The 17,448-nt window shown below is 28.9% G+C and carries 18 protein-coding genes; 15 read left to right on the forward strand and 3 right to left on the reverse strand.

Annotated elements, in window-relative coordinates; translation table 11 throughout:
• Nucleotides 1-3: 3 nt before the first annotated feature.
• Nucleotides 4-1,101: a DNA repair exonuclease gene (locus MFS40622_RS01925; RefSeq protein ID WP_012979994.1), complete on the reverse strand. Its 1,098-nt coding sequence runs from the start codon at nt 1,099-1,101 to the stop codon at nt 4-6.
• A 98-nt stretch (nt 1,102-1,199) separates the two neighbouring features.
• On the opposite strand from MFS40622_RS01925, the gene mobB reads away from it, so the two are divergent.
• From mobB to MFS40622_RS01995, 15 genes are all read left to right on the forward strand, one after another.
• A complete protein-coding gene (mobB, locus tag MFS40622_RS01930) occupies nt 1,200-1,940 on the forward strand; it encodes a molybdopterin-guanine dinucleotide biosynthesis protein B (RefSeq protein WP_012979995.1) in 741 nt (246 codons plus the stop codon).
• Nucleotides 1,941-2,453: 513 nt separating this feature from the next.
• Nucleotides 2,454-2,723: a helix-turn-helix transcriptional regulator gene (locus MFS40622_RS01935; RefSeq protein WP_012979996.1), complete on the forward strand. Its 270-nt coding sequence runs from the start codon at nt 2,454-2,456 to the stop codon at nt 2,721-2,723.
• 146 nt (nt 2,724-2,869) lie between these two features.
• Complete coding sequence (locus tag MFS40622_RS09445; RefSeq protein ID WP_156769978.1) at nt 2,870-3,025, forward strand: hypothetical protein; 156 nt, start codon at nt 2,870-2,872, stop codon at nt 3,023-3,025.
• On the forward strand, nt 3,015-4,118 hold the full coding sequence (locus MFS40622_RS01940; protein WP_012979997.1) for a GTP-binding protein: 1,104 nt from the start codon (nt 3,015-3,017) through the stop codon (nt 4,116-4,118). The genes MFS40622_RS09445 and MFS40622_RS01940 overlap by 11 nt, the downstream gene beginning before the upstream one ends.
• Before the next feature lie 25 nt (nt 4,119-4,143).
• On the forward strand, nt 4,144-5,028 hold the full coding sequence (map, locus tag MFS40622_RS01945) for a type II methionyl aminopeptidase (RefSeq protein WP_012979998.1): 885 nt from the start codon (nt 4,144-4,146) through the stop codon (nt 5,026-5,028).
• 16 nt (nt 5,029-5,044) lie between these two features.
• On the forward strand, nt 5,045-6,478 hold the full coding sequence (gene trpE, locus MFS40622_RS01950) for an anthranilate synthase component I (RefSeq protein WP_012979999.1): 1,434 nt from the start codon (nt 5,045-5,047) through the stop codon (nt 6,476-6,478).
• A 36-nt stretch (nt 6,479-6,514) separates the two neighbouring features.
• On the forward strand, nt 6,515-6,943 hold the full coding sequence (locus MFS40622_RS01955) for a hypothetical protein (RefSeq protein ID WP_012980000.1): 429 nt from the start codon (nt 6,515-6,517) through the stop codon (nt 6,941-6,943).
• Between the two features lie 411 nt (nt 6,944-7,354).
• Nucleotides 7,355-8,281 carry a serine/threonine-protein kinase RIO2 gene (locus MFS40622_RS01960; RefSeq protein ID WP_012980001.1) on the forward strand — a complete coding sequence of 309 codons (927 nt, stop codon included), beginning with the start codon at nt 7,355-7,357 and terminating at the stop codon, nt 8,279-8,281.
• A gap of 198 nt (nt 8,282-8,479) precedes the next feature.
• On the forward strand, nt 8,480-8,905 hold the full coding sequence (locus MFS40622_RS01965) for a hypothetical protein (RefSeq protein WP_012980002.1): 426 nt from the start codon (nt 8,480-8,482) through the stop codon (nt 8,903-8,905).
• 16 nt (nt 8,906-8,921) lie between these two features.
• Nucleotides 8,922-9,863 (forward strand): hypothetical protein, encoded by a 942-nt coding sequence (locus MFS40622_RS01970; protein WP_012980003.1) that lies wholly within the window; start codon nt 8,922-8,924, stop codon nt 9,861-9,863.
• Nucleotides 9,860-10,351 carry a hypothetical protein gene (locus tag MFS40622_RS01975; RefSeq protein WP_012980004.1) on the forward strand — a complete coding sequence of 164 codons (492 nt, stop codon included), beginning with the start codon at nt 9,860-9,862 and terminating at the stop codon, nt 10,349-10,351. Before MFS40622_RS01970 ends, MFS40622_RS01975 begins: the two co-directional genes overlap by 4 nt.
• A gap of 39 nt (nt 10,352-10,390) precedes the next feature.
• A complete protein-coding gene (locus MFS40622_RS01980) occupies nt 10,391-11,425 on the forward strand; it encodes an ATP-binding protein (RefSeq protein WP_012980005.1) in 1,035 nt (344 codons plus the stop codon).
• Between the two features lie 190 nt (nt 11,426-11,615).
• Nucleotides 11,616-12,734, forward strand: a complete 1,119-nt coding sequence (locus MFS40622_RS01985; protein ID WP_012980006.1) for a glycosyltransferase family 9 protein — start codon at nt 11,616-11,618, stop codon at nt 12,732-12,734.
• Between the two features lie 11 nt (nt 12,735-12,745).
• Nucleotides 12,746-13,597 (forward strand): FkbM family methyltransferase, encoded by an 852-nt coding sequence (locus MFS40622_RS01990; RefSeq protein WP_198003850.1) that lies wholly within the window; start codon nt 12,746-12,748, stop codon nt 13,595-13,597.
• A gap of 5 nt (nt 13,598-13,602) precedes the next feature.
• Nucleotides 13,603-14,793: a glycosyltransferase family 9 protein gene (locus MFS40622_RS01995; RefSeq protein WP_012980008.1), complete on the forward strand. Its 1,191-nt coding sequence runs from the start codon at nt 13,603-13,605 to the stop codon at nt 14,791-14,793.
• 1 nt (nt 14,794) lies between these two features.
• Here MFS40622_RS01995 and MFS40622_RS02000 read toward each other — a convergent pair whose 3' ends face one another.
• Entirely contained in the window at nt 14,795-16,318 is a 1,524-nt protein-coding gene (locus tag MFS40622_RS02000; protein WP_048197393.1) for a flippase, read from the reverse strand.
• Nucleotides 16,319-16,336: 18 nt separating this feature from the next.
• The gene (locus MFS40622_RS02005; protein ID WP_012980010.1) at nt 16,337-17,407 is read right to left on the reverse strand and encodes an ATP-binding protein; all 1,071 of its coding nucleotides are present in this window, start codon (nt 17,405-17,407) and stop codon (nt 16,337-16,339) included.
• Between the last annotated feature and the right edge of the window lie 41 nt (nt 17,408-17,448).

Genomic DNA, 17,448 nt, shown 5'->3' on the forward strand with positions numbered 1-17,448 from the left:
AACTCATCCCCTAAATTTAGTGTTATAATATTCATCCAAAATATCTTTCCAATTTTCATTATTAATAAGGGCTTTGTACAAACTTAAAACTAAATCTCCATCAATTCCCTGTTTATTTGCATAATCAACTAAAAGCTCTTTGATGTTTATTGATTCAATATCAACATCTGGTAAGTCTATAAATTCATCATCAACCACAACAGCCTTATTAATTAAAATTTTATCCTTTAAACTCTCAAACCATGGTTTAAATTCTCTCTTAATTTTTCCAAAAACAACTGGCTTATTTTTACATTTGCTGATGTTATCTATCGCTTCATTAAAAGATTTCTGGTCTCTAATATTTACCTCTACAAATTCCCTGCATTCAACATCAATTTTTTCAATATCGTTAATATCCAAATCATTCCCACTAAAATCAATTAAATAAAATCCTTTCCCTTCCTTTTTGTAATCCTCATATTCATCTCTATAAATAATCTCTGTTGAACCACTATATGCTAAAATTCCATCGTTAAATCTCTCTAAAATCCTTTTGTGAACATGTCCAAATGCATAGTAAGAAAACTTTGGTAAATCAAAATGTTCCAACTCATAGTCAAATGGCATATATGGGTTAACTCCCTGATGAAGCATTAATATCCTTTTTTTGTAGTTTTGGGACTCAACTTCAAATTTTTTTAATTTATCCAATAATTCTTCTCTTTTACTCTTTCTATGATAATAAGTTCCACAGATAAATATCTCTTCCCCATTTACGTTTATAACATCCTTCCCATCTAAAATTTTAACATAATCTTTTAATAAAGCTAATGGTGATTCCCTTCCCAATCTTTTAGGCATTTCATGGTTTCCTCCAATAATATAAACCTTTATATTTTTTTCATGTAACTTTTTAAACGCCTGCATAGCTAACCTAATAGCTTTTACTGGAGGCCTCAAATCATTAAATAAATCCCCACTATGCAAAACAACATCTGGCTTTATCTCTAAAATCTTTTTTATGCAGGATATAAATGAGTTATAAATGTCTTCTTCTCTCTCATCTAAGTTATATTGCCTATAGCCTAAGTGATTATCAGCTATATGAACAAACATCATACTATCCCTCATTTTCAAGTGTTATGAGATAATTAAATAATTATAAGCATAAAATTTAAATATGTTAAACCTACAGTTTTTATATCTGTGGTGATAGCATGAGAGTTATAGGCGTTATTGGTTATAAAGATTCTGGTAAAACAACCCTAATTGAAGAAATTCTAAAACATTCTGATAAAAAAATAGCCGTTATCAAGCACACAATAGAAGATGTGGAAGTAGATAGGGAAGGAAGTGATACATATAGATTCTCAAATGCTGGGGCTAAAATAACAGTTTTAGCAACCGACAATAAGACTGTATTCTTCACAGATAGAATGGACTTAGAAAATATTTTATCAATACTATCAGATTACGATATAGATTTTGTTATTATAGAAGGTTTTAAAGAGGCTTTAAAGAGGTTAAACATCCCTAAGATAGTTATGCTTAAAGATAAGGATGGAAGTGATTTAATTGATGAACATACAGCAATGATAATTGAAGATTACAACTACAACATTGATGATGTTTTAAAAGTTATTTATGAAAAAGCTATAATCCCCACAATGAATTTAAACTGTAAGCACTGCGGTTATAATTGTAAAACATTTGTCAAGGCAGTTGTTGAAGGTGAGGCTAAGTGGGATGACTGTGTATTAGCGAAAGGTATAAAAATAATTGTTGATGGTAAAATAATTCCTGCTGTTCCTTTTGTCTCCCAGATTGTAGGTAACACAATTAAGGCAATGATTGAGACATTGAAGGGTGTTGATAATCCAAAGATTATTAAGGTTGAGATTGACACCTCCAAGCTGAATAGGACTTTCACAGGAAAAAAATTTTCAGAGAAAAATTAGGAAAAATTAGTGTTTTTTAAAGTTATTAAGACTAATAAGGAATATTTAAACCTATCCATCAGTGCCTTAAGTATTCCAGAGGCCATAGGGGGCTATGCCCCTAATTGGCACAGGACTTTCACAGGAATAATTTTTCTATTGAATATTGATGTTATTGGCATCTAAATTCCTTATAATCTAAAAACTGTGGAAAGTCCTGTGGTATACCCACAAAAAGTTTTTTGATTAACCTTTTCTTAAAGGTTGTTCGGGGAAGCTTTTACTAAAAGGTTCTTTCAAAGTATTTTGAAAAACACTATTGATGTCCTTAGCATCAAAGTTCCAAAGTGCATATACACAATGCGAAACTCCTGTTGAAATGAACAAAACCAAAATATTTAAATACTAGTAATATATTATAGTAAAGTTGGTTACAATTTAAACATCAACATGAAAGAATATAAATCCAGCTATATACCCAAACATTTTAATAGTAATCAGTAAAAATATAAAAATAGGTAGGTGAGGGATAGCATGGAGAAGTACGAAAAAGCAGCAGAGATATTTAAAGCATTTGGAGACCCAACAAGATTAATGATTTTAAAGCTGTTATGCGATAATGGAAGTATGTGTGTCTGTAAAATAATAGATGAGTTGAAAAAGCCGCAGCCAACAATCTCACACCACTTAAACATTTTAAAGAAAGCAGGAATTGTTAGAGCAAGAAAAGAAGGGACATGGAACTTCTACTACATAGTTGATGACAGAGTTAAGGAGATTATCAAGTTAGTTGATGAATTATAAATCACCTCTCTTTTTTCACTATTTTATTAAATAATGATAAATGCAATTTATAATAAATACATTGAGTAAAATTATAAATGCTATTTTTGTTATTCTCTTATAGGGAATTTTTATTTTTATGAAATTCCAATATTATTGGTGATGCTATGGGAATTGAAGAGGAAATCAGAAAGACCATAGGGCTATCGCCCTATTGGTATACCCAGAGTGGGGCTTCACTACATTCAGCCCCACTTTATTTAAATAATGTGGGGATACCCAATAGGGACTTTGCCCTTATGGGGTGGAAATATGGGAATTGAAGAGGAAATTAGAAGGATAGAGGAGGAATTAAAAAGGACACCATATAACAAAGCTACACAGAAACACATTGGTAGGTTAAAAGCTAAGTTAGCTAAATTGAGGGAGCAGGCTCAAAGTAGAGGGGGAGGTGGAGGAGGAAAAGGTTATGCTGTAAAGAAAAGTGGAGATGCCACTGCAGCTTTTGTTGGATTTCCATCTGTTGGAAAATCCACTCTGCTAAATAAATTAACAAATGCTAAATCAGAAGTTGGAGCCTATGCATTCACCACCTTAACAATTGTTCCAGGAGTTATGGAACATAAAGGGGCTAAGATTCAGCTTTTAGATGCACCAGGTATTATTGTTGGTGCATCCTCAGGAAAAGGTAGAGGGACTGAGGTTTTATCTGCAGTAAGAAGTGCTGATTTGATTTTATTAACTGTAGATATTTACACCCTAGAACACCTTCCAGTTATTGAAAAAGAGCTCTACAATGTTGGGATTAGATTAGACCAAAGGCCACCAGATGTTAAAATTAAAGTTAAAGATAGAGGAGGGATTAATGTTAGCTCAACCGTTCCATTAACCCATATAGATGAAGATACAATTGAAGCAATATTGAATGAATATAGAATACACAACGCAGATGTTGTTATAAGGGAGGATATAACCTTAGAACAATTTATTGATGTTGTGGCAGGGAATAGAGTTTACATTCCATCTTTAGTGGTTGTAAATAAGATAGATTTAGCTGATGAAGAATATCTAAAATATATAAAACAAAAATTAGAGGAATTTGGTAAAGAGTATGTTTTAGTTTCTGGGAATAAAGGAATTAACTTGGATTTATTGAAAGATAAAATCTATGAAAAACTAGGATTTATAAAGATTTATTTAAAACCACAAGGGAAAAAGCCAGATTTTGATGAACCACTAATTATGAGAAGAGGAGCTACTGTAAAAGATGTTTGTGAAAAACTACATAAAGATTTCGTTAGAAATTTCAGATATGCTCAAGTTTGGGGAAAATCTGCAAAACATCCTGGGCAGAGAGTTGGATTAGACCATAAATTAGAGGATGAAGACATTTTAACAATTGTTATAAAGAGATAAATAAAAAAGATAAAGAGATGAAAGTATGGAGATTGAAGGATATGAAAAAATTATAGAAGCTGGAAAAATTGCATCTAAGGTTAGAGAGGAAGCAAAAAAGCTAATAAAGCCTGGAGTTAAGCTATTAGAAGTTGCTGAATTTGTTGAAAATAGAATTAGAGAGTTAGGAGGAGAGCCAGCTTTTCCATGCAACATATCAATTAATGAGATAGCTGCCCACTACACACCAAAATTAAATGATAACTTAGAGTTTAAAGAGGGAGATGTTGTTAAATTGGATTTGGGAGCTCATGTAGATGGCTATATTGCAGATACTGCCATCACAATAGATTTATCAAACTCCTATAAAGATTTGGTAAAGGCATCTGAAGATGCATTATACACAGTTATTAAAGAGATAAATCCACCAATGAATATTGGAGAGATGGGAAAGATTATTCAAGAGGTTATTGAGAGTTATGGCTACAAGCCAATATCTAACCTCTCTGGACATGTAATGCATAGATATGAGTTGCATACTGGTATTAGCATTCCAAATGTTTATGAAAGGACTAATCAGTATATAGATGTTGGAGATTTGGTAGCTATAGAGCCATTTGCAACAAACGGTTTTGGAATGGTTAAAGATGGGAAAATAGGAAACATATATAAGTTCTTAGCCAAAAGACCAATTAGGTTACCACAGGCAAAAAGAATTTTAGATGTTATAGCAAAAAATTATCCTTATCTACCATTTGCTGAGAGATGGGTTTTAAAAAGTGAGAGTGAGAGATTGGCTTTAAACTCATTAATTAGGGCTTCATGCATTTATGGCTATCCAGTATTAAAAGAGAGAGAAAACGGCATAGTTAGCCAATCGGAGCATACAATATTGATAACCGAAAATGGCATTGAGATAACAACAAAATAATCTTTTTGGGGATAGAATGATAATTAAAAAGATAAAAATGGATGTTTGTCCATTAGATGTTTATGAGCAAATTAGGGGAGAAAATACATTTTTGTTGGAATCAGCAGAGGGAGTTCCAAAGGTTGCAAGATACTCAATCTTAGGAAGAGCAGAGGGAAAATTAGCGTTTAAAGAAGGAAAGTTAAAAGTTGAAAGCTTTACAGAATTTGGAGATAAGGTTAAGGATTTAGAAGGGAAATATGAATGTCCCTTAGATGCTTTAAGAGAAGTTAGAAATGAATATCTTAAATATATTGATATATCCAACATTGAACCAATACCAAGATTTAAGGGAGGTTTGGTTGGATATTTAAGCTATGATATTATCAGATACTGGATAGACTTATCAAACATCAATCCAAAGCCAATAAATGATTTAAAATTCCCTGATGCAGAGTTCTTTATTGTTAAGGACTTTATTTCATTTGATTTGAAGGAAAAGGTTATTAATTTAATAGCAGAGGATGAAGAAGGTATTAGAGAACTTGAAAAAATTGTAGAAAAAGGAAAGACTAAGGATAGCAAAGAGAAAGAAGAAAAACCTATAAAACATAAAGAAGAATTAAAAATCAAATCTAACATGAGTAAGGAAGAGTTCATTGAGGCAGTAAAAAAGGCTAAGGAATACATCTTTGCTGGAGATATATTCCAAGTGGTTTTATCAAGAAGAATAGAGATTGATTTGGATAACTTAGACCATTTAGAGATTTATAAAAAGGTTAGGGAAATAAATCCTTCTCCATACATGTATTACTTAGATTTTGGTGATAGAAAGATTATTGGCTCATCACCAGAGATTTTAGTTAGAACTGACTATAAAGATGGGAAGAGATTGGTTATAACAAGACCTATAGCTGGAACAATAAGGAGAGGTAAGACAGAGGAAGAAGACAAAGAGTTAGAGAAAAAGCTGTTAAGTGACGAGAAAGAGAGAGCTGAACATGTTATGCTTGTAGATTTAGCAAGGAATGACATTGGAAAGATATCAAAATTTGGAACTGTAGAAGTTACAGATTTTATGATTATTGAGAAATACTCCCATGTTCAGCATATAGTAAGTAATGTTGTTGGGGAGTTAAAAGATAACTATGATTCATTCTTAGCTGTAAAAGCTACATTCCCAGCTGGAACTTTGAGTGGAGCCCCAAAAGTTAGAGCGATGGAGATTATTGAAGAGCTTGAAAAGACATGGAGAGGGCCTTATGGTGGGGGAGTTGGTTACTTTGGATGGGACGATTTAATGGATTTAGCAATAACAATTAGAACCTTTGTAATCTCAAAAGATAAGGGCTATATCCAAGTTGGTGCTGGAATAGTTGCTGATTCAATTCCAGAAAATGAGTGGGAAGAAACAGAAAGGAAAGGAATGGCTAATGTTAAGACGATTGAGAGTTTAGTTAAATTTAAATAATAAAAAATTAAATTTTTTATAAAGTTTGGTGATTTTATGGCAGCAGTGGTATATAGTAAATTGTATGAACTTATTAAAAATGTTAAGGATGAAAAAGAAGCTGAAGAAATTTGTAAGATTATTGAAGAATATTTTGCGAAAAAGTGTAAGGAAGAGGTTTCTAAAAATTTTGAGGAGCAGAAGCCAGTTTTTAAAGCTGAATTGAAGGATGAGTTAAAGGATGAGTTGGCTACTAAGAAGGATATTGCCCTTTTAGAGGAGAGAATGAATTCTATGGAGGAGAGGATTTTAAGGTATGTTGATGATAAGTTCCATTATTTGGATAAGAAAATAGATGAGAGCTTTTATAAATTGGATAAAAAAATGACTATTGGGTTTATAATTTTGATATTGCTTTATATTTTGACAAATCCTAATGCAATAGAATTAATAAGGGGTCTGTCCAATGTGAGCGTTGGTGAGTAAATGCCCCACATTGGACTTGGGCGTCATCAGCCTCTTAATAGAAACCTCTGCCCCTGTCGTGGGGACCCCAACTCCACCCACCAATTTGACAGTTAGTTGGCTGCTTTAATATTTTTAAAAGAGGTTTAGGAAAATTTAGAGTTAATTGGAGTGGCATTATAAACTATGCATAAAAATAATATATAAACATTTCGAAAACTCAATACTCCCATACACTCACAAATACTCACAAAAAACTAAACAGTTTAAAACAGCTATTATTTGGGATTAAATAGTGTCTTTCAAAACCAATAAAATTTATTAAGGAAGTTTTGAATGCCTTTCCAAGAAAGGCGTTCATTAATATATATAGTTAATCTAAGAATTTTTTGAAAGACACTATAAGCATACATAAAAAAGGAGGGGATAATCATAATTAAAAAACTAATTGAGGCATTAAGACAGGCACAAGATGAAGATTTTAAAATATTAAAAATTATAGAATTGTCAATGAGATATCATGAGTGGGTGCCATTAGATGAGATTGTTAGAAAGGCAAAGATGCCTGAAAAGGATGTGTTATATAGATTAAAGAGACTGAACAAATTTGGGTTTGTTGTAAGAAGCACTTATGGTTATGCTGTCTCAATGGGAGGCTATGATGCTTTAGCTGTAAATGCATTTGTTAAAAAAGGAATATTAAAAGCTATAGGCAATAAATTAGGTGTTGGTAAGGAAGGAGATGTTTATACTGTCTTGCTAAGTGATGGAAGAGAGGCAGTTTTAAAATTCCATAAGCATGGAAGAACATGCTTTACAAGAGGGAAGAGGTATAGAGGGTATTTAGCTGATAAACATCATATAAGCTGGCTCTATGTTTCAAGATTAACGGCTGAGAGAGAATTTGAGATTTTAAATGAGTTATTCCCAACAGTTAAAGTTCCTGAACCAATAGAGTGGAATAGACATGCCATAATTATGGGTAAAGTTGTTGGAGAAGAGTTGAAGAGATTAGATTTATCAGAATTTATGAGTAAAGAGGAAATTAAAGACTTATTCTGGAAAATTATTGAAGAGGTTAAAAAAGCTTATGAAATTGGATATATACATGGAGATTTGAGTGAATTTAACATTTTATTGGATGAGAATGGGGATTTTGTTATTATTGACTGGCCTCAGGCGGTTCCTAAATACCATCCAGACGCTGAATTCTACTTAAAGAGAGATATTTGGAATGTAATAAGATACTTCAAAAAGTATAAGATTGATAAGGAAGATGAAAGGATTGATGTTGATAAAATTTTCGCTTATATAACTGGAAAAGGACTTTCGCAGGATAAATACTCTATTGTATATTGACATCCTTTGGATGTCTAAATTCCAAAAATAAATCTAATATATAAAAATTGCGAAAGTCCTTTTGAAAAGAGCCAATTCATAAATTTAAAGAGACAGGGCTTGCAGAAGGGCAAGATTAGTCAATAAAGAGACTATAAAAAATTAAAAAATTTAAATAACAAAAACACAAAAACATATGAATTTTATGAGGGTGATTTTATGGCTATCGCCTATGCTAAGTTATATGAGTTGATATATAAAAATATTAAGGATGAAAAGAAGGCAGAAGAGTTATACAAAATTGTTGAAGAATTTATAAAAGAAAATGAACAAAGAATTGAAGATAAATTTAAGAACGAAAAAGTTATTATTAAAAATGAATTAAAAGATGAGTTAAAAAATGAGTTAGCTACAAAAGAAGATATCTTATTAACTAAAACAGAACTTAAAAATGAAATTGACTTAGTTAGAGAAGAAATGAAAGCAATGGAGGAGAGGATTTTAAGGTATGTTGATAATAAAATCTATGAAGTTAGAAACGATATTACTCAAATAAAAATATTGGTAATAATTACCTTACTTGCTGTAGTTATTTTAAATCCTTATGCTTATGAAATTGTAAAAACTTTAATTGGATTAAAATAAGTTTTGAGTGGAATCTATGGCTTTTGATAAAATTTGTGATGAAATTATATTGGATTATGAGGATGCAAAAGATTTCGCCTATATTTTAAAATTAAGTTATTTGAATGAGTTTGAGAAAATTAAAAATTTAAATTTAGATAAATTTGGCATTGTTGAGAAGGATGATTTATTATTCTATGGGAAGAACTATCCTCTATTTAAAAGCTTACTATTTTTTAATGAAATTCCTGTATTTAGGGAAGAAAAAGAGAGTATTTTATTTTTAAAGAATATTGAGTTATCTCCGAGAAATACTTTAAACTCATTAACTTACGATGAAAAAATAAGATTGGGGAATGAATTTCTAAAAAGATGTATAAATATTGTTCCTAAGGAATATATCAGCGATATTCCTCAGCTAATTTTTGGAAAGGAATATTATTTTAAAGGAGTTTGTTTAAAAGAATATGTCTCTGCCTTAAATGGACTTTATAAGATTGGTAAGAAGAATAAGGTTAAAAAATTAATAATCAATAGGGAATTGCCTGATGAGAAGGATGTTAAAAAGTATAAGAAAAAACTGGCAAAGAAAATAAGCTTATTTAAGAAAAAATTAGATAATTATGAAATAAATTACTTTAACTTAAAGTTTAATAACAAAAACTTTAAATGTCAATATATCTATGTTAGACAATCAATATGGGATAAGATTTTAAGTTTGTTTGGGGAAGAAATTGAACTAAAATATTATCCAACTTTGGTTAATGTTGCCTATTCCCATGAAAAAGTTGATTTCTTAAGGCCATTATTTATATTTGTGAATAAGGGAGACATTTCTGTTTATGCAAAAGTTCCCAAGCTTATTTATTTAAAAGATGGATTAACATTGAACCATTTGAATCTAAGAGGAAAGTGTATATATTTTGGTAATTGGGAAAAAGAGAGATTTTTGGAAATTATTGAAAAGGGAGTCTTATGAGAAAATATTTGATAATATTAGCTCTTATTTTATTTTTAAATAGTAGTTTTGGTTATTATTTGGGATATATTGAGGTAACCGAGAGCAATCCTGCTAAAACAATAACATTTAATATGAATAAAGTCGAAAATTATACTTACAAACTTAGTTTTGTTCATTATGGAAATATAAAAGAGAATATGCAGGTAAATATTTATTTAAATGAAAATTTGGTTTATACAATTGATGATTCCGATGATACATCTCCCGCATATAAGAAAAATATCTCTATAGATATAACAGATTATTTAAAAAATGGAGAAAATGTTTTAAAAGTTGAAGGTGTGAATTTAATTGGGAATGAAAGTTATAATCCATATTATGTTCTAAAAGATGTTTATATAAACGAGCCAACTAAGACACCAATAAGCTTTGAGTTGATGATTTATACTTTATTGATTATTAGTTATCTGATTTATATATTTAATGAGAATATTAAAAGAGAATAACAATGATTGTTATGAAAAATAAATTTTTGGTGATTTATAATGAAATTCTATAATAGAGACAAAGAATTGCATTATTTAAAGAATTATGTCCAATTAGAGCCAAACTCTATTTTATTCGTTTATGGTCCAAAATCATCTGGTAAATCTACAGTAATGAGGAGGGTTATTAAGGAGTTGGAAAATAGTGATATAATATTTTTCTATTACAATCTAAGAGAGCATGCAACATATAGTAAGGAGGAGTTTTTAGAGGTATTTTTTGAAAAGGACAGAATGAAGTATGTAAAGAATAATTTGATATTGGATTTGAAGGTTTTTAAAATAGGAATTGAAGAAAATTATGATTTTTCTAAGTTAAGCTTAAACGATGTTTTTAAAAAGATAAAATCAAGTATAAATGCTGTTATTGAAGATGGAAAGAGACCAGTTTTAATAATTGATGAACTGCAGAAGTTGAAGAATATTTATTTTAACGGAGATGGCAACGGAGATAAGTCCCTATTAAATGAATTATTTAATCTCTTCGTCTCTCTAACTAAAATGGAGCATTTGTGCCATGTTATTTGTATAACATCTGATACTTTATTCATTGATGAAATCTATAGGAATTCTACATTAAAAAATGCCTCTGAATACTATTTAATTGACTGGTTGAGGAAAGGGGCCATAAGAAATATTTTAAAAGAAGAAGATTTTAGTGAAGAAGAGATAAACTATTGTTTAAATTATTTATCATTACCTTATGAGATTTCTCAACTGATAAATAATAAAAAATTAGGTTTGTCTGTTGAACAAACTATAAAACAATGGATTAATGTTGAAAAAGATGGGCTAAAATACCTTATAGATACAACTGACTTAGATGAAGATAAAATTTATGGGGTTTTATCTAAGTTTAAGGACAAGATAAAAATCTCCTATCACAGAGAAGTTACAAAAGAAGAGATGAAGTATATAAAGTTTTTAATTGAGAATGAGATATTATTTTATGATGTAATAAATGGGATAATTAAGCCAACTTCGATAATTGAGTGGCATGCTATAAGAGAGATTATAGGACTTTTACAGGAATAGAATATTTTTAGCATTATAATAAAAATTTTTTGTAATGAATGTGTGCTGATAGACCGTGCTGAAGAATAAAGGTTATGATATAGATGATTATTCCTACCAATAATTAATTCTCCAAGGTGCGGAGTTTGTAGTTATTGTAGTTCTGAAAAATATGGAGATATTAAGATAAAAAGTTTCAAGATGTGAAACTATGAATAAAATTTCGATATTAAGAAGTGTTGATAAATATATTGGAAATTTAATAATATCACTTTTATCTATTTTTAAAACTAAAACACATAAGAATTTGACAGATAAAAAGCCAAAGAATGTTTTAATTATTAGATTATGGACTTTAGGGGAGAGTTTACTGACACTTCCAATGATTAAAAAATTAAAAGATGAGGGATATAATGTTTCTGTTTTAGTAACAAAGAGAAGTAAAGGGGTTTTTGAAAATGTTGACTTTGTTGATGAAATTATTGATTTTGAAAATTTTTGGGAAGTTTTAAAAAAATTTAAAAAATACGATGTTGTTATTGATACAGAGCCGTATCTTAATATATCTGCCATATTAGGCTGGTTTTTAGGTAGAGATGTTATTGGATTTAAAGGACTTTTTAGAGATAAGTTGTATGATTTCAAGATTGAATATAATGATAAGATTCATGCTGTTTATAATTTTTGTAATATGTTAAAACCTTTTGATATTGACTATAAACCAGAAAAACTGGTTCCTTTAAAATATACGGAAAAAGATAAAGAGAATGTTAATAAACTATTAAAAGAATATGACTTAGATGATAAAAAATTAATTGGCATTCATTGTGGAACTGCTGAAACAGCTCCATGGAGAAGTTGGAAAAAAGAGAAGTTTGCTAAATTGATAGAAAAATTAGTTGAAGATGGTTTTTATGTTGTTTTGACTGGAAGTATGGGGGATTATGAAATAAATGAGAAAATTTTAAATTTAGTTAATAATAAATATCGGGATAGAGTATTTAACTTTGCATGTAAAACTAATTTGAGAGAGTTTGCCTATTTATTGACTAAGTTTAAAGTGTTTGTTTCTAACGATACTGGGCCTATGCATTTAAGTGCTGCTATGGGGACTAAGACGATTGGTTTATTTGGGCCAAATTTACCAGAGAGATTTGCTCCATTTGGTAAAGGAAATATTGCCATTTATAAAGCGAGAAGTTTAGATTGCTCTCCTTGCATAAATGTTCATAAAGGTGAATTTAAAGAATGTAAATTGAATGGAAAGTGTATGGATTTAATTGAAGTAGAGGATGTTTATAATGTTATTGTAGATTTGGTGAAAAATTAATGGGTGATAGCATGAGTATTAGAAGCACTTTAGGATTAATAAATGAGCTATGGAGATATTCCAACTATAATATAGATTTCTTAATTAGAATAAGTATATTGGAATTATGGAATTGCTTAAAAGGAAGAACAAAATTAGATTTTTTTAAAAAATATGACTTTAAATTTAAAACAATGTTAAATAAAGAATTCTTGTTTAACACTCCTTATGGTAAGTTTATAGCAAGTTCAATAGATGGATGGTATGCTATGCAAAATAATTATGAAAAATATGTTCAAGAAGTTTTTAATGATAATTATCAAAAATATAAAATGAACAAAGATAAGATATTTTTGGATATTGGAGCAAATATTGGTAGATTTACTGTATTGAATGCTTTAAGAGGTTATAAAGTTTATGCATTTGAGCCGGCAGAGCCAATATTTAAACAACTTGAAAGAAATGTTAAATTAAACAATTTAAACAATGTCGTATTGATTCCTTATGCTTTATCTGATGAAGAAAACGAATTTGAGTTTGAATATTTTGAAGGTTTTGAGTGTAGTTCAAGAATTAGAGAAAAAAGAGATGAATTTTCAAAATATGCTAAAATTTTAAAAATAAAAACTAAGAGATTAGACGAAATTGTAAAAGAATATAATATAAACATTGACAAAATCAGATTAATAAAAATAGATGTAGAAGGACATGAATATGGTGTAATCAAAGGTGGTATTAAAACATTTAAAAAACTGAATAATGTAGATATAACTATGGAGATTTGGGATTCAAATCCAAATAAAGAAAAAACATTAAAGCTAATGAGGGAATTAGGGTTCAAATGCGAACAAATAAGCAAAGATGATTGGCACTTTTGGAAGTGATAAATATGAACAAAAAACTATTATATTTTTTATTAAAGTTGTCAATACTCATATCGAACATATCTTATAATATCCTATTTAAAAAAAGAAGGCTAAATATAGACTTAACTAAAACTCTAATTCTATTTAATAGAACAGATAGAATTGGAGATGCTATAGTTACCCTTCCATTTTTCTTAGCACTAAAAAATAAAGGTATAAAGTTTAAAGTTCTATGCTCTCCATATAATAAATGGGTTTTAGAACCATTTGTTGAGATTGAGGAGATTAAAGATTTTAAATTTAGCGATTTTGAGTTTTCGATTAAATCTTTGTTATTTAATATCTTATCTTCTATAGCAACATACTTAAAAAATCTTTTTATAGAAAAAAACAAAAATATAACTTTTGTTGATTTAAAAGGAGATTTTCATTTATCTGAAAGATTTAAAAATTACTATCAAATACATTTTAAGTCATTCTTACTAAATTTAAAATATTCCGACTATGTATTTAACGATTTTTATGTTTTTGGGAGCAAAATGCAATTAATAGAAAAATACTCTATGATTTTTGATAATTTAGAAGATATAGAAGAATTTCCTAAAGAATTAAAAGAGTATATTATTAACAACCATAATAAAGAAATTGATACGTTAATAAACTCATTAAAAGATTTTATTATAATTTTTGTAGGTAATAAAGAGTTTAGAAACTTAAATATAGAGCAGTGGAAGTATTTAATCGAAAATATTAATTATGAAGGAAAAATAGTAGTTATAGATGACCCATCTCAAAATTATCTAAAAAGATTAAAATCTATTATCAAAAAGGAAAATGTTATATTCTTAGAAAAGGTATATGATTTATGGTCTCTAATGTATTTAGCTATGCATTCAAAATTAGTTATAGGTGTTGATGGAGGAGGGTTTAATTTTTTACAACTTCCAACTAATGCATTTGAAATAATTCTTTACACTAACGAAAAAGTTTGGAGACCATTTTCAAAAAATGAGTATCAAATAATTAGAAAAGATAGAAAACATATTATTGAGAAATCAATAACTTCTCAGAATCTTAAGAAATATATTTATTATATAGATTGGGACTATAAAGTAGTTTATGAAATCTTACAGGAAAAAAATAATGATTTTGTGGATAAAATCAGAGTTGATTTAATAGTCGAAGAAATAAACAAAATTTTATTTGAAGTATAGACTAATTTTTAATCTTAAGGGAAGATACTATATTTTTTATTTCATTTATATTAATTATTTTCAACCCTAAAATTCCAATCAAATAAACTCCAAAATAAACAACCCCACCAACAATTAACTGTAAAACAACATTACTTATAATTTTCGTTACCAACATCAAAGGAATTAAACTAAAAATCCCAACTAAAACAGCCAAAATCCATTTTTTAATTAAAAATGAATAATTCAAAAATCTACTTAAATACCATGCCTGTAAAATCCACATAATTAAGTAACTGAAAATTGTAGTCAAAGAAGCTCCAACAATCCCAAACTTAGGAATCAGCAAAATATTAAACACCAAATTAAAAATAGCTCCACCATATAAAATCTTAGTTGATAAGTGTGGCTTTCCAATACCATTTAACACAGTAAATCCTATATTATTCAAAGTTAAAAATACAGTTCCCAAACTTAAAATCCTTATAGCAGGAGCAGCTGATAAATATTGAGGATTAAAAAACAAGTTTATAATAACCTCTGGAAAATATGCCATTAATATTGCCATTGGTAGGACTAAAACAAATGAATATAAACAAATTCTCTCAACCCCATAACCCAACGCCTCTTTATAACCCTTCTCCCATAACTCAGAACTCATTGGGAATAAAACAGCTCCAACAGCAGAGGCAAAATAACCTAAAATAGAGACGGTTGGCATAGCAACATTCCTATAATCAGCAACAGCATTTAAACCAGTAAAATAAGTTAAGCAAATCCCATCAACATACCCTAAAACTAAACTTCCAGCACTACCAATCATTAAAGGCAATCCATAAGAAAATAAATCTTTAACTAATTTTTTTGAAAATAAAAATCTCTCTTTAAAGAACTCTGAAAAAATCTTTTTAATAAATATGTATCCGTAAACCAAAATCATTAAAATTGGGGCTAATGTATAAGCATAAGTTGGAGTGAAAACACTATGCATTCCAAATATGTAAATAAACACTACTGATAGAACCAAAATTAAAAATATCCTAACAAAATTTATGGTTCCAAAATACTTCTGATTTTGAAAACCCTGTATAGAATTGGAAATAACATCCATAATACTCTGAAACCAATATCCAATACTCAAAATAATTAAAACATTAATAACCAAATCCAAATGCCCGGTAAATTGCCCCTGATTGTTTATATAAAATTCAGCAATAAATGGAGCCAATAAAATTATCAAAATCGTTATAATTAGAGAAACAGAACTTTGCAAAATTCCAACGCTAACTATGGCTGATTTAATCAAATCTTTCCTCCTCTCATGTAAAAATTTTGGAATATATCTAACTAAAGCAGCACTTAACCCTAAATCTTTAAAAATAGCAACCATACAACAAAAGTCTAAAACAGCATAAAATAAACCAACCTCCAACTTAGGAATTTCATTTGCATAGAGCATTCTAACTAAATATCCAATGGGTGCTGCTAAAATTAAAAGTAAAAAATTCCAACCAATGCCCTTTATTGCCCTCTCTTTATAACTCAACTTATTCACCATATTTTTTTATAACAATCTCTTTATAGCGTTCCAGACTAAAAAACTCTGTGGTTTTAAAATCCTTTTTTGTGAATTTAAAAATAAAATATTCTCCTTAATTAAAAATATCCTAATTTTCCTTTTTATCTTATTCTTTGGAACTTCATAGTTATCTTTAAACAATTTTAATACCTCTAAGACTTCATCATAATTCACGCTTTCATAATCCTCCTCAACCTTCTCTAATAATTCTTCTAAGTGATTTAACTCCTCCCCAAGTTTTGTTTCCAAAACCTCTTTCAAATCTTTACCAAGTTTTAACTTAACAATAACATCATAAATATCCTTTGCCTTTCCACCAACATAGTTATAAATTAGCTCTTTATCATCATTAGACAAATGTCTATTTAGTAAATCTCCTGATAGAAAATCAATAAACTTTAAAGCTGTATCTTTATCAAAATCATCAACTAAGATATAGTCAACTCTCCCTTTTAATTCAGCTTTCCCATAGATATACTCAATAAATAAGCTATCTGAGCTTAAACAAAAAACATGACATAAATGTTGTTCTTTAGTTAAAGAAACTAAGAATTGAAATAGTTCTTTTAATAAATACTTCTGCCCGTTAAGAACGACATCTTTAATCATTTGAAACTCATCAAAGATTAAAATTGGTTGTTTCCCACTCTTTTTAACTTCTAATAATAAGGTGTTTAAATACTGAAAAACATCGTTTATCTTCTCTTCAAATAACTTATCAAATTCAATCTCAGGAATTGGAATACCAGTTAAAATCTTAGCTCCTTTGGTTATTAAATTCAAAACCTCTGATTTGTCCTTAATCTTCTCAAAGAAGTCATCTTTTTTAGTAGTGAAGATAGCTTCAATGAATTCTTTTTTTTCTGAGATTAAATAAGTTCTAAAATTGATATAAAAAACCTTGTAATCGTCACTTATCCTATTTTCTATAATGTATTTTATTAAGGTTGTTTTTCCACTGTTTAAAGGACCATAAATAAAATAAATATTATTTGGCTCCCCTTCTAAGATTGATAGAATTTCTTTTATTTCTTTCTCCCTGTTAAAAAATTTCATAAATATCCACCATCATGTTTTTTATAAAATCTCAACACCTT

This window comes from Methanocaldococcus sp. FS406-22 (assembly GCF_000025525.1).
GTDB lineage: Archaea > AGJL01 > Methanococci > Methanococcales > Methanocaldococcaceae > Methanocaldococcus.